Raw genomic sequence first — 13,619 nt, 5'->3', positions numbered from 1 at the left:
CCGCTTGGCCTAGACGAACAGGCCTTCGAGGACTTGGCGAAACAACGACGAATTACGGCCGGGCGCTGCTAATGGCCCTGGACCGCCAGGAGAATAACACCCAATGACGACCTTTTCCCCCCGCGAGATCGTTTCCGAACTCGACCGCTACATCATCGGCCAGCATGATGCCAAACGCGCCGTCGCAATTGCGCTGCGCAACCGCTGGCGCCGCCAGCAGCTCGACCCGAGCCTGCGCGATGAAGTCATGCCGAAGAACATCCTGATGATCGGCCCGACCGGTGTCGGCAAGACCGAGATCTCCCGCCGCCTGGCAAAACTTGCCGGAGCACCCTTCATCAAGGTGGAAGCCACCAAGTTCACCGAAGTCGGCTATGTTGGCCGCGATGTTGAGCAGATCATCCGCGATCTGGTCGAGGTCGGCATCGGTCTGGTGCGCGAGAAGAAGCGGGCCGAGGTGCAGGCCAAGGCGCATGTGAGCGCCGAGGAGCGTGTTCTCGATGCGCTGGTCGGCACCACCGCTTCGCCCGCCACCCGCGAAAACTTCCGCAAGAAGCTGAGAGATGGCGAGCTCGACGACAAGGAAATCGATATCGAGGTGGCCGATGCCGGTTCCGGCATGGGTGGCTTTGAAATTCCTGGCATGCCGGGCGCCAATATCGGCGTGCTGAACCTGTCGGAAATGTTCGGCAAGGCGATGGGCGGCCGCACCAAGAAGGTCCGCACCACAGTCAAGGCCTCCTACAGCGACCTGATCCGCGACGAATCCGACAAGTTGATCGACAACGAAGTGATCCAGCGCGAAGCCGTTCGCTCCACCGAGAATGACGGCATCGTCTTCCTCGACGAAATCGACAAGATCGCCGCCCGCGACGGTGGCATGGGCGCCGGCGTTTCGCGCGAAGGCGTCCAGCGCGACCTCTTGCCGCTCGTTGAAGGCACGACGGTTTCGACCAAGTACGGACCGGTGAAGACAGACCACATCCTCTTCATCGCCTCCGGCGCCTTCCATGTCTCCAAGCCCTCGGATCTTTTGCCGGAGCTGCAAGGCCGCCTGCCGATCCGTGTCGAATTGCGTCCGCTGAACAAGGATGATTTCCGTCGAATCCTGACCGAGACGGAAGCGAGCCTTATCCGTCAGTACCGCGCACTGATGGAAACCGAAAGCCTGAGCCTCGAATTCACCGACGACGCGATCGACGCGCTTGCCGATGTCGCCGTGCATCTTAACTCTTCCGTCGAAAACATCGGCGCACGCCGTCTGCAGACGGTCATGGAGCGGGTGCTCGACGATATTTCCTATAACGCGCCGGATCGGGGCGGGACGGCCGTGACGATCGATGCCGCCTATGTGCGCGAGCATGTCGGCGATCTCGCACAGAACACGGATTTGTCGCGCTTCATTCTGTGATATCGGCGCACCGGTTCATGTCTTTCCCGGTATGAATGCCGGATTGTGACGAACTCGACTCTCGACAGCGGGCCTTTTACTTTCTAGTGAAGGCCCGTCTTGTTTTCTGCTCCGGCTTTATTCGGCCAAGATTCTGGTCCAGGCAGCCGCATCGCAAACAGGACGATGGAACGGACGGGATAACGGATCGTGCGACGCCTTTTGACAAGCCTTATGATTGCCGTTGCCCTGGTGAATTCGGCGCCTGCCTTCGCGATGCAGACGGTGCCGGCGGGCAATCGTCACGCTGAGCAGCCCGATATTCCGGGCGCTTCCATCAGGCGCACCAAGGGCACCAAGAGCAGCTTCGATCTGAAATACGAAAAGGTTCATGAACTTCTGGCGACCGATCGCGAGTTGATGGGCAAGATCCGGAAGATCTCCAGCGCCTACGGCATCAATCCCATCCATGTCGTCGGCGCGATCGTCGGCGAGCACACCTATAATGTCGACGCCTATGACCGGCTGCAGGCCTATTATGTCAAGGCGGCCTCCTATGCCGGAGAAAGCTTCCGCTTCGCCTATGACGGCGAAAGCGTCGACGAATTCGTGGCGCGGCCGCAATTTTCCGAATGCAAGGGCAAGAGCGATTCCTACACGCTCTGGTCCTGCCGCGAAGATGTGTGGGAAAGCGATTTCCGCGGCAAGACGGTAGGCGGCAAGAGTTTCCCCAACAACCGCTTCAGCGCGGTCTTCTTCCAGCCTTTCTACGCCGGCCAGACCTTCGGCCTCGGCCAGGTCAATCCGCTGACGGCACTGATGCTCTCCGATCTCGTGACCCGCGTGTCGGGYTATCCGAAGCTGAATGAGAAGGATGCCGGCGCCGTCTACAAGGCAATCATGGATCCCGATATCTCGCTCGCCTTCGTCGCGGCTTCGATCCGCAGGTCGATCGACGACTACAAGGAGATCGCCGGCATGGATATCTCGGGCAATCCCGGCCTGACGGCGACGCTTTATAATGTCGGCAATTCGCGCCAGCGCGCCGCAGCACTTGCTGCGAAGAACCGGGGCGCCGGTACGACCGTCTGGCCGGAAGAGAATTATTACGGCTGGCTGATCAACGACAAGCTGGACGAACTTAAGGGCCTGCCCTAGCTTCAAGCTTGCCGGGAAGCTTAGATCTTCCCCGAAAGGCTTTTACGATGGACATGCGTCCGGACCCCTTCGTTCCGCCAGCACCGCTGCCGCGTACCGTGCCGCCGAGCCGGCTGGAAATCATTCGCATCATCCTGCGCAATCCGCTCGAACTCTGGGGCGAGCCGTCCTACACGCTTCCCTGGATCCGTACCAATTTCTTCGGGCAGCGGACGCTGATCGTCAACGATCCCGGCCTTATCAAACATGTGCTGGTCGACAATGCCAATAATTACCGCATGTCGGATGTGCGCCAACTCGTCCTGCGTCCGATCCTCCGCGACGGCCTTCTGACCGCCGAAGGTTCGGTCTGGAAAAGATCGCGCAAGGCGGTGGCGCCTGTCTTCACGCCTCGCCACGCCCAAGGCTTCGCCGGGCAGATGCTGCGCCAGTCCGAAGACTATGTCCGTAAATATGAGAGTGCAGACGAGGCAGGCGCAATTTTCGATATCAGCACCGACATGACCGAGCTGACCTTCGCGATTCTCGCCGATACGTTGTTCTCCGGTGAAATCGTCACCTCGAGCGGCCATTTCGCCGACGATGTCAATGAACTCCTGCATCGCATGGGCCGCGTCGATCCGATGGATCTGATGCGCGCTCCGTCTTGGGTTCCACGTGTGACACGCATCGGCGGTCAGAAAGTGCTGGAGAAATTCCGCGCCATCGTGCGCAACACGATGGATATGCGGCTCGCAAAGATGAAGGCGAATCGCAGCACCGCGCCCGAGGATTTCCTGACCCTGCTCCTGGAACAGGCCGGCCCTGAGGGGCTGACGAAGGAGGAGATCGAAGACAATATTCTGACCTTCATCGGCGCCGGGCATGAGACCACAGCCCGGGCATTGGCCTGGACGCTGTATTGCGTATCAAACAGCCCGCATATCCGCGAAGCGATGGAAGAAGAAATCGACGCGGTGCTCGCCACCGGGGCTGAACCCGTGGAATGGCTGGATATGATGCCGCAGACGCGCGCCGCCTTTGAGGAGGCTTTGCGCCTCTATCCGCCGGCGCCATCCATCAATCGCGCCGCCATATCGAATGATTCCTGGACAAGCCCCAAGGGCGAGCGGGTCGAGATCGAGGCCGGTGTCACGGTGCTGATCATGCCCTGGACGTTGCATCGCCACGAACTTCATTGGGACAGGCCACGTGCCTATATGCCCGAACGCTTCCTGCCGGAAAATCGCGGCTCGATCGGCCGTTTCCAGTTCCTGCCTTTCGGCGCCGGTCCGCGTGTCTGCATCGGTGCAACATTTGCACTTCAGGAGGCGGTGATCGCCCTTGCCGTCCTGATGCATCGCTATCGTTTCGATTCCACCGATCAGACCAACCCCTGGCCGGTGCAGAAGCTGACGACGCAGCCGCAGAATGGCCTGCCGATGCGCGTGACACCGCGCATAATTTCCACGAAGGCATAAATCTTTCGAATTATTGCAGAATTGACTGTGAATGAAAGCCGGGCAAAGTGGCAGCATTCAAAGTCGTTGCCAGGGAGAATGTCGCATGAGCCGCGTTGATAAGAACGGTCTTGCCATCGAAACCGTCCTTCATGATTTCCTCGTCAAGGAGGTGCTGCAGAGTCTGGCGGTCGATGCAGACAAGTTCTTTGCCGATTTTTCGGCGATCGTCCACGATCTCGCCCCGAAAAATCGTGCGCTGCTGGCAAAACGCGACGACCTGCAGGTGAAGATCGACGAGTGGTATCGCCGGCATGGCGCCCCGGCGGATATGGACGACTACCAGTCCTTCCTCCGCGAAATCGGCTATCTCCTGCCGGAAGGCACGGACTTCCAGGTTTCGACCCAAAATGTCGATCCGGAGATCGCCTCGATCGCCGGCCCGCAGCTCGTCGTTCCCGTCATGAACGCCCGCTATGCTCTGAACGCCGCCAATGCCCGCTGGGGCTCGCTCTACGATGCGCTCTACGGCACGGACGCGATTCCCGAGAGCGACGGCGCCGAGAAGGGCAAGATCTACAATCCGAAACGCGGCGAGAAGGTCATCGCCTGGGTGCGCGATTTCCTCGATACATCAGTGCCGTTGCAGGACTGCCGCTGGAAGGATGTAGGAAGCTTCGCCGTCAAGGATGGAGCGTTGGCCGTCAGATCGATCGATGGCGAGCAGGCAATGCTGACGGACGACAAACATTTTGCCGGCTATCGTGGTGACGCCGCCGCTCCCACGCATATTCTTCTGAAGAACAATGGTATTCACATCGAAATCGTCATCGATGCGACGACGACGATCGGAAAAGCCGATCCGGCCGATATTTCCGATGTCTGGCTGGAGTCGGCAATCACGACAATCATGGACTGCGAGGATTCGATCGCCGCTGTCGATGCCGAGGACAAGGTCGTCGTCTATCGCAACTGGCTCGGTCTGATGAAAGGCGACCTGCAGGAAGAGGTGGCAAAGGGCGGAACAAGCTTCATCCGCAAGCTCAACCCGGATCTGCAATATGCCGGTCCGGACGGCACCTCCTTCGAGGTGCATCGCCGCTCGCTGATGCTGGTGCGCAATGTCGGCCACCTCATGACCAATCCGGCGATCCTCGACCGCTACGGCAACGAAGTGCCTGAAGGCATCATGGATGCTGTGATCACCGGCTTGATCGCGCTTTATGATATTGGCCCGGCCGGCCGGACGAAGAATTCCCGCACCGGCTCCATGTATGTGGTCAAGCCGAAGATGCATGGGCCCGAAGAGGTCGCCTTCGCCGTCGAAATCTTCTCGCGGGTCGAAGATGCGCTTGGCCTGCCGCGCAATGCCATCAAGATGGGCATCATGGATGAGGAACGCCGCACGACCGTCAACCTCAAGGAATGCATCCGCTCTGCCCGCGAGCGCGTCGTCTTCATCAATACCGGCTTCCTCGATCGGACCGGTGACGAGATCCACACCTCGATGGAAGCCGGTCCGATGATTCGCAAGGGCGACATGCGTCAGGCGGCCTGGATTTCCGCTTATGAGAACTGGAACGTCGACATCGGCCTCGAATGCGGTCTTTCCGGCCACGCCCAGATCGGCAAGGGTATGTGGGCGATGCCCGATCTGATGGCAGCGATGCTCGAACAGAAGATCGCCCACCCGAAGGCTGGCGCCAACACCGCCTGGGTGCCGTCGCCGACGGCCGCAACCCTGCATGCCACCCATTATCACCGGGTCAATGTCGCCCGTGTTCAACAGGGACTGAAGGACCGCGCTCGCGCCAAGCTCTCCGACATTCTCTCCGTGCCGGTTGCGGTGCGGCCGAACTGGACGCCGGAGGAAATCCAGCGCGAGCTCGATAACAATGCCCAAGGCATCCTTGGCTACGTCGTGCGCTGGGTCGATCAGGGTGTCGGCTGCTCGAAGGTGCCCGACATCAGCAATGTCGGCCTGATGGAAGATCGCGCGACGCTGCGCATTTCGGCCCAACACATGGCGAACTGGTTGCATCACAAGGTCGTCACCGAAGCTCAGATCGTCGAGACCATGAAACGCATGGCCGCCGTCGTCGACGGGCAGAATGCGTCGGATATCGCCTATCAGCCGATGGCCGGCAATTTCGACGATTCGATTGCCTTCCAGGCCGCCCTCGATCTCGTCCTGAAGGGTAGGGAACAGCCGAACGGTTACACCGAGCCGGTGCTTCACCGCCGTCGCCTCGAGCTCAAGGCGAAACAGGCCGCCTGATGGCGTGAGGGAGGATGCGAAAAGGCCGCCGGTACGACAGTCCGGCGGCCTTTTTTATACCGAATTCGGCAATTAGCTTACTGGATGACGACGACCTTGGACGTGCCCTTGCCGGGACGGACGCGGCTGTACAGGTCGATGACATCCTGGTTCATCAGGCGAATGCAGCCCGAGGAAGCGGCGGTGCCAATCGAGGCCCATTCCGGCGTGCCGTGCAGGCGGAAGAGCGTGTCCTTGCCGTCTTCGTTGAAGAGATACATGGCGCGTGCGCCGAGAGGATTGGTGAGGCCCGGGCCCATGCCGTCTTCGACGTACTTGGCGAGATCAGGCCGGCGGACGGCCATCTCCTTTGGCGGGTGCCAGTTCGGCCATTCCTGCTTCCAGGCGACGTAGGCGGTGCCGGCCCATGCGAAGCCCTGCTTGCCGACGCCGATGCCGTAGCGCATCGCCTTGCCGTTGGCCAGGATGTAATAGAGGAAGCGCTCGCGCGTGTTGACAATAATCGTACCGGGGCGCTCGGTGGTCTCGTAGCTGACGACCTGGCGGCGGAACTGCGGCTTGACCCTATCAATCGGGATCGCCGGCAGGGAGTATCCGGCATCCTTCGTCACGCCGTAGGCGTCATTGAAGATCTGTGCTGTCTGCACCGTTGGGCCTGCGCCCTTGTCGTCGACGGATGCGCTGTCTGATGTCGTGGAGCAACCGGCCAGAGCGAGCGTCGCCAGCAGGCCAAATACAGGGAATGCATTGCAGATGCGCATGGATGACTCTTGAAGTTTTGGGGCAAGGAGAACGGTCTTTCGACCATCGTTGATTATGGTTTATTTTCGATTAACTTGCGCTTTGCAAGGCTACTGCAGCGCGACAAATCCGTCTGCCGCGCAAATTAGAAGCGCATGGTTTTTTTGCAACAACACGCCAGCCCCTCTGATGGTTATCCATGACGATTTTGAGCGTTTACAATAACAATCCGTTAATCGATGGCCGGCAATCGGACAGGGCCATGATGGTACGGCGCGGAACGCAGATGTTGCTGCATGAAATGCGCCACGCCGTGCTGCCCGAACTGCCGCTAGCCAGCGGCCGCCGCGCCGATCTGATCACTCTTTCGGACAAGGGCGAGGTCTGGATCATCGAAATCAAGACGTCGATCGAGGATTTCAGGGTGGATCGCAAATGGCCGGAATATAGGCTGCATTGCGACCGTCTATTCTTTGCGACTCACAAGGATGTGCCGCTGGAGATCTTTCCCGAGGAATGCGGACTGTTCCTGTCGGATGGTTATGGCGCCCATATGATTCGCGAGGCGCCGGAACACCGCATGGCGCCGGCCACGCGCAAATCCGTCACGCTCAACTTCTCGCGTGCCGCCGCCCAAAGGCTGATGATGGCCGAATGGGCGAGCGGAAAACCGTTCACTGTGGACGACGTCTGATTATAAGCGCGCGAGGTGTTCGTCTATTTCGGCGCGCGTTTGGCAAGGATACGCTGCAGCGTCCGCCGGTGCATGTTGAGCCGGCGCGCCGTTTCGGAAACATTGCGCTCGCACATTTCATAGACCCGCTGGATGTGTTCCCAGCGCACGCGGTCGGCCGACATCGGATTTTCGGGAAGCTCAGCCTTTTCGCCCGGCCGCTGTGTCAGCGCCGAAAACACGTCGTCGGCATCTGCAGGCTTTGCAAGATAATCGACGGCGCCGAGCTTCACGGCCGTTACCGCCGTTGCGATATTGCCGTAGCCGGTCAGCACGATGATCCTGGTGTCGTCGCGCCGCTGACGGATCGCCTCGATGACGTCGAGCCCATTGCCGTCGCCGAGCCGAAGGTCGACCACCGCATATTTCGGCGGCCTGCCTTTCGATTTCGCAACGCCCTCCGCCACTGATTCGGCCGTCTCCACCTGGAAGCCGCGCGTCTCCATCGCCCGTGCCAGGCGGCGCAGGAACGGCCCGTCGTCGTCGACGATCAGCAGGCTGGCGTCGGGACCGATATGATCCTCGTCCGACGCGGCGAAATTGTCATGATTCTGTTCTGTCATCGTCTCGGTCCCGGCGGTTGAGCGCCCGATCTGCGTCAACCGCTATATCCTGTTTATGCCGACAAAGTCATTTTGTCGAATTTGCGTCAATCAGCATGCGCGGCCATTCGATTCGGATACGCGCGCCCGCACTTTCCGGATCGCGGTTCTCGAAAACCAGCGATGCGCCGGAGCGCTCCAGCAGCGTCTTGGCGATGAAAAGTCCAAGCCCGAGGCCGCCCGCCGTATCCTCCTTCTGCCGCTTGGTCACATAGGGTTCGCCGATCCGCGTCAGAATGTCAGGCGCATAACCGTTGCCATCGTCCTCGATGACGATCAGCACTTTGTCGTGATCGTGCTCGACAGTAACGATCACTTTCTCCCGCGCATAATCGACGGCGTTTTCGATCAGGTTGCCGAGCCCGTACATGATGCCGGCATTGCGGTCGGTGACCGGCTCACCCTTGCGCGGGCTCTTTTCGATGAGCTCGAGAGCGATACCGAATTCCCGGTGCGGGGCGACGATCTCCTCGATCATCGACGAAAGCGGCAGGCGGCGCATATGCGCCTCGCCTTCGGAGGAAAGCGTCGTCAGCCGCCGCAGGATGTCACGGCAGCGTTCGCTCTGGCTGCGCAGCAGCATCACGTCCTCGCGGAAACGATCGTCATCCTTGAGTTCGCGCTCCATTTCCTTGGCGACGACGCTGATCGTTGCAAGCGGCGTACCGAGCTCATGGGCGGCCGCAGCCGCCAGGCCGTCGAGCTGCGACAGATGCTTTTCCCGCTGCAGCACCAGTTCGGTCGCAGCCAGCGCATCGGCAAGCTGGCTCGCTTCCATCGAGACCCGATAGGCATAGAAGGCGGCGAATGCCATCGTCGAGGCGATCGAGCACCAGACACCGAACTGCATGACGTTGTGCACGTTGATCTCGACCCCGTCGAACCAGGGCAGGGGAAAGGGCGAAAAGGCAAGCACCGTGATGCAGACCATCGCAAAGCCGATCAGCGCGGTGCTGTATCGGATCGGCTGCGAAGCAAAGGAGATGATGACGGGCACGCAGACGAGTGCCGCGAAAGGATTGGCAAGGCCACCGGTGATGAAGAGCAGAGCGCAGAGCTGCAAGAGATCGAAGCCGAGCAGCGCAAAGGCGGCTGGAGGTTCCAGCCGATGGGTCGGTGGATAGCGGATCGTCAGGTAGAAATTCACCCAGGCAAGGGCGGCGATCAACGAAGAGCTGGCAATCAGCGGCAGAGGAAATTTCAGCCAGAAGGCAACGATGAAAACCGTCAGCGCCTGTCCGCCGACGGCAAGCCAGCGCAGCCGCACCAATGTCTGCAGACGCAGCCTGCGGCTGTTGTGCCGGTCCTCCAGCGTATAGCCTTCCGTGTTGTCGATCATGCTAGGCTTGTCGATCATGCCGGGGGCTCCTTGAATGGCCCTCATGTACCACGCGGTTTTGCCCGTGTCGTCGGCAACGCATCCTCCGGCCGCTCCGGCCAGGGATGCCGGGGATAGCGGCCGCGCATATCAGCCCGCACATCCTTCCACGAGCCGGCCCAGAAGCCCGGCAGGTCGCGTGTCGTCTGGATCGGCCGGTGCGCCGGCGAGGTGAGCTCGAGCAGCAGCGGCAGGCGGCCACCGGCAATGGCTGGATGCTGCTTCAGTCCAAACAGCTCCTGTACGCGGATCGTCAGCACCGGCTCCTCACCCTCATACTGGATCGGATGCCTTTGGCCGGTCGGCGCTTCGAAATGCGTTGGCGCAAGCCGGCTAAGGTCGCGCTGCAATTCGTGCGGTACCAGCGCTATCAGCCCGTTCGAAAGGCCGGCTGCGGAAATCTCGGAAAGGCCGCGGGCCTCGGTCTGAAAGGGTGCGAACCACTCGTCCAGCCGGGAAAGCAGGGCGCCGTCGCTGACATCGGGCCAGGGCTCGCCGATCGTCCGATGAAGGAATCCGATCCGCTCGCGAAGCTGCACGGCCTCTTTCGAGAAGGCAAGCTGATCGAGCCCCAGCTCGCGCACTCCCTCCACCAGTGYCTGGGTGACTGCTGCCCCGGAAGGTCGTGGCAACGGCGTCTCTTCGAAGACGATCGCGCCGAGTCGGGTTGCCCGCCGCGCTCTGACTTGCCGGCTCTGTCGGTCGAAGAATATCTGGTCTCCGGTTTTGATTTCGCCGGGCAACTCTGCTTCAATGTCGCCGCGTGTCACCTCGGCAGCTGCCAGAATCCGCGCCTGGGCTGCCCGTCCGGTCAGGTCGGCAATCACCAGCATCTGGCTGCCGGCCAGCCTCTCGGTTTCCGGTAGCTCCGCTCCACGCCCGTTCGCCATTACGAATCGGCCGCGCCCGCCGCGCTGAAGTGCGATTCGATCTGGGAACGCATGCAGCAGCAGCTGGCCTGCAAGCGCCGGCGCCGTTGAGGCAACGCTGTCGAGACCGCTTGCCAGCCGTCCTGCCAGCCGCCTTGAAGCCTCCGCTCTCTCGCCCCGCTCGGCCTTGAAGCGTCGCAGCCGCTCCTCGATATCGATACTCGTTCCGCCAAGCCCCTGCTCGGTGAGAAGCACGGCGATCATCGCCGCATCCCGTGCGTGTCCCGCTTCTCCGGCCGAGACGACCATGGCGGCAAGCCGCGGCGGCAAAGCCAGATCGCGCATGACCTTGCCCCGCGCTGTCAGCGCTCCGTCCTTGTCGAGCGCTCCGAGCTGGCCAAGCAGAACCCGCGCCTCCCTCAGCGTCGTTTCCGGCGGCTGATCGACGAAGGCAAGCGATGCAGGATCTTGGACGCCCCAATGCGCGAGGTCGAGCACCAGCCCCGAGAGATCGCTGGAAAGGATCTGCGGCGGTGTGAAGGCCGGCAATGCCGCCGTCTGTCCCTGGTGCCACAGCCTGACCGCGATGCCAGGCTCCGTTCGTCCGGCACGACCCGCCCGCTGATCGGCGGAAGCCCGCGACACGCGCACCGTCTCCAGCCGCGTGATTCCGGTCGACGCCTCGAACACCGGCAGACGCTGCGAGCCGCTGTCGATCACGATCCTGACGCCGTCGATGGTGATCGATGTTTCGGCGATAGACGTTGCAAGCACGATCTTGCGTGTCCCCTGGGATGCCGGCCGGATCGCCGCATCCTGCTCCTTCTGGCTGAGATTGCCGTAGAGCGGCGCAATCAGCGTCTCGGCTCCGAATCGTCCCTGCAGGCGTTCTACGGTTCGCGTGATTTCCGCCTGGCCGGGCAGGAAGGCAAGGATCGAGCCGGCCTCATTGGCATGCGCATCGAGTATTGCCCGCGTGACCGCATCCTCGATGCGCTCGCCGCCCGGCCGATCCTGGTAACGGACATCGATCGGAAAGCTGCGCCCGAGGCTTTCGATCACCGGTGGGTGGTCGAGCAGGGCAGCCACGCGTTCGACGTCGAGGGTCGCCGACATCACGAGGATACGCAGATCGTCGCGCAGCGCCGACTGGACGTCGAGCGCCAGTGCGAGTCCGAAGTCTGCGTCCAGCGAACGCTCGTGGAACTCGTCGAAGATGACAACCGAGACACCGGTCAGTTCCGGATCGTCGAGGATCATCCGGGCAAAAACCCCTTCGGTCACCACCTCGATCCGTGTCGCTGCCGATATCCTGTTGTCGAGGCGCATGCGGTAGCCGACCGTCTCGCCGACCTGTTCGCCGATCAGCGATGCCATCCGGCCTGCCGCCGCCCGCGCCGCCAGCCGACGTGGCTCCAGCAGGATGATCTTGCCGTCGCCGCGCCAGGCCTGACCAAGCAGGTGGAGCGGCACCAGCGTCGTCTTGCCGGCGCCGGGCGGGGCGGAAAGAACGGCGCGCATTTGCTCTTCCAGCGCAGCAGCGACGGCCGGCAGGACATGTGAAACCGGAAGTTCCGGCAAGGATGCACTGATTGTCACTTTCGGCCCGTCACTGTCTCATAGGCAAGAATGGCGCCGGCGAGATCCTCCAAAGCCGCGCCGACCGACTTGAACAGCGTGATCTCCGCGTCATGGCTTCGTCCGCCATGGACACCGCTGACGAGTTCCGCAAGCTCAGCCCTGATGTCGCCTTCCTTCAGCACGCCACTTTTCAGCGGCTGGACGATGTCGCCTGCCTCGCTGATGGCGCCGGCGCGGGTATCGACATAGACCGAAGCACGACGGATGGCCTCGTCGTCGCTTTCGCGCATGCTCGGCTTGAAGGCGCCGACGAGATCGAGATGGGCGCCGGGCTTCAGCCATTCGCCTGATATCAACGGCTCGTTGGAAAGCGTGGCGCAGGAAATGATGTCCGCTGTCCGCGCTGCGGCTTCAGCATCCGCGACCGCTTCGGCATTCAGCCCGAGCGCCCGTGCTTCGGCTGCGATCTTTTTCGCCGCTTGGCCGTTGCGGCCCCAGACCCGGTACCTCTTGATCGGCCGGGTCGTGCCGTGGGCCAGCATCAGGTTGAGCGACAGCCGCCCGGTTCCGCAGACGAGCAACTCTTCCGCGTCGGGGCGGGCGAGATGACGGGCCGCCAGCGCCGATGCCGCCGCCGTCCGCCGCGCGGTCAACTCGCCGCCGTCGATTGCAGCAAGCATTTCGCCGGTAGTGCCGGAGGAAAGAAGATAGGTTCCGAAGATCGCCGGCAGGCCCCGCCGCACATTGCCTGGAAAGACCGAGACCGTTTTCACCCCGGCATAGCGTCCGGGAACCCAGGCCGGCATTAGCAGCAGTGTGGCGCTTTCCTCATCCGGCACATCCATTTCATGGTGATGGCGCACCGGCATCACGCATTCGCTCTGGAACATGCGGGCGATCGCCTCGATCAATTCCGGCCAGGGCAGGGCCGCCCGCGTCTGTTCTTCATCAAGGACAAGCATTCTTCACTCCGCCGTATCATTCTTCATCGCCAAACTAGCGAGTGAGGCGTGGCATAGGCAAGCACCCTGGAATTCCCTGCCAAGCGCCCCATATAAGCCTTGTCTCCCTCGCCGAAGCCRTTTTTCGGGATTCGGCGAAAACGAATCTCAAAAGCCACCCATTCGGGCGGTGAATTTGGTCGTTTTTGGAGATGAGAGCTAAAAGCCCTTCATTTTCAACCTGTTACAAAAATGTCAAAAAACTTTTGTTTGGTGTGTTGACTGTTTGGGAGGGTTAGTTCTATAAGCCCACTCACTGAACGAGGGCGGCGGCGCTGCTGGCGACGAAGTCTTTCGTTCTAAAGAAACTCAAGCGGATTAGCGGTAAGCTGGTTTGTGTTCTGGGCGCGAGTTTGGAACGGGTTTTGTCGACGGCTTTTGAGGCTGTCTGTTATTTGACAATTGAATATTGTGAAGAAAGAGAAATTGAATATTGTGAAGAAAGAGAA

The 13,619-nt window shown here is 61.2% G+C and carries 10 protein-coding genes and 1 pseudogene; 6 read left to right on the top strand and 5 right to left on the bottom strand.

Translation table 11 applies throughout. The features are described 5' to 3' along the window. Nucleotides 1-14: 14 nt before the first annotated feature. The 5 genes and pseudogenes from AC1D1Z_RS14170 to AC1D1Z_RS14150 form a co-directional block, all read left to right on the top strand. Nucleotides 15-107 (top strand): annotated as a pseudogene (locus AC1D1Z_RS14170) (GNAT family N-acetyltransferase); the annotation flags it as partial. Beyond that, nucleotides 104-1,411, top strand: a complete 1,308-nt coding sequence (gene hslU / locus AC1D1Z_RS14165; RefSeq protein WP_011649875.1) for an ATP-dependent protease ATPase subunit HslU — start codon at nt 104-106, stop codon at nt 1,409-1,411. The pseudogene AC1D1Z_RS14170 and the gene hslU, both read left to right, overlap by 4 nt. A gap of 189 nt (nt 1,412-1,600) precedes the next feature. Then, complete coding sequence (locus tag AC1D1Z_RS14160) at nt 1,601-2,548, top strand: DUF1402 family protein (protein WP_131605761.1); 948 nt, start codon at nt 1,601-1,603, stop codon at nt 2,546-2,548. Nucleotides 2,549-2,595: 47 nt separating this feature from the next. Next, nucleotides 2,596-4,008, top strand: a complete 1,413-nt coding sequence (locus AC1D1Z_RS14155) for a cytochrome P450 (protein ID WP_112905611.1) — start codon at nt 2,596-2,598, stop codon at nt 4,006-4,008. Between the two features lie 85 nt (nt 4,009-4,093). Further along, the gene (locus AC1D1Z_RS14150) at nt 4,094-6,265 is read left to right on the top strand and encodes a malate synthase G (protein WP_477850903.1); all 2,172 of its coding nucleotides are present in this window, start codon (nt 4,094-4,096) and stop codon (nt 6,263-6,265) included. Between the two features lie 77 nt (nt 6,266-6,342). On the opposite strand, the gene AC1D1Z_RS14145 is transcribed toward AC1D1Z_RS14150, so the two are convergent. Further along, the gene (locus AC1D1Z_RS14145; RefSeq protein WP_018244199.1) at nt 6,343-7,026 is read right to left on the bottom strand and encodes a L,D-transpeptidase; all 684 of its coding nucleotides are present in this window, start codon (nt 7,024-7,026) and stop codon (nt 6,343-6,345) included. Between the two features lie 179 nt (nt 7,027-7,205). On the opposite strand from AC1D1Z_RS14145, the gene AC1D1Z_RS14140 reads away from it, so the two are divergent. Then, nucleotides 7,206-7,700 carry an MmcB family DNA repair protein gene (locus AC1D1Z_RS14140; protein ID WP_131605763.1) on the top strand — a complete coding sequence of 165 codons (495 nt, stop codon included), beginning with the start codon at nt 7,206-7,208 and terminating at the stop codon, nt 7,698-7,700. 23 nt (nt 7,701-7,723) lie between these two features. Here AC1D1Z_RS14140 and AC1D1Z_RS14135 read toward each other — a convergent pair whose 3' ends face one another. The 4 genes from AC1D1Z_RS14135 to lhpI form a co-directional block, all read right to left on the bottom strand. Then, nucleotides 7,724-8,302: an ActR/PrrA/RegA family redox response regulator transcription factor gene (locus AC1D1Z_RS14135; RefSeq protein WP_025396545.1), complete on the bottom strand. Its 579-nt coding sequence runs from the start codon at nt 8,300-8,302 to the stop codon at nt 7,724-7,726. A gap of 67 nt (nt 8,303-8,369) precedes the next feature. Next, nucleotides 8,370-9,698 (bottom strand): ActS/PrrB/RegB family redox-sensitive histidine kinase, encoded by a 1,329-nt coding sequence (locus AC1D1Z_RS14130; protein WP_018448440.1) that lies wholly within the window; start codon nt 9,696-9,698, stop codon nt 8,370-8,372. 23 nt (nt 9,699-9,721) lie between these two features. After that, nucleotides 9,722-12,187 (bottom strand): ATP-dependent helicase HrpB, encoded by a 2,466-nt coding sequence (hrpB, locus tag AC1D1Z_RS14125; protein WP_477850899.1) that lies wholly within the window; start codon nt 12,185-12,187, stop codon nt 9,722-9,724. After that, nucleotides 12,184-13,131, bottom strand: a complete 948-nt coding sequence (gene lhpI, locus AC1D1Z_RS14120) for a bifunctional Delta(1)-pyrroline-2-carboxylate/Delta(1)-piperideine-2-carboxylate reductase (RefSeq protein ID WP_028734071.1) — start codon at nt 13,129-13,131, stop codon at nt 12,184-12,186. Before lhpI ends, hrpB begins: the two co-directional genes overlap by 4 nt. Nucleotides 13,132-13,619 lie beyond the last annotated feature (488 nt).

Source organism: Rhizobium sp. P1_E1, from assembly GCF_056406015.1.
Note: the sequence above shows the minus strand (reverse complement) of the source record. Positions and strands in the feature narration are given on the sequence as shown.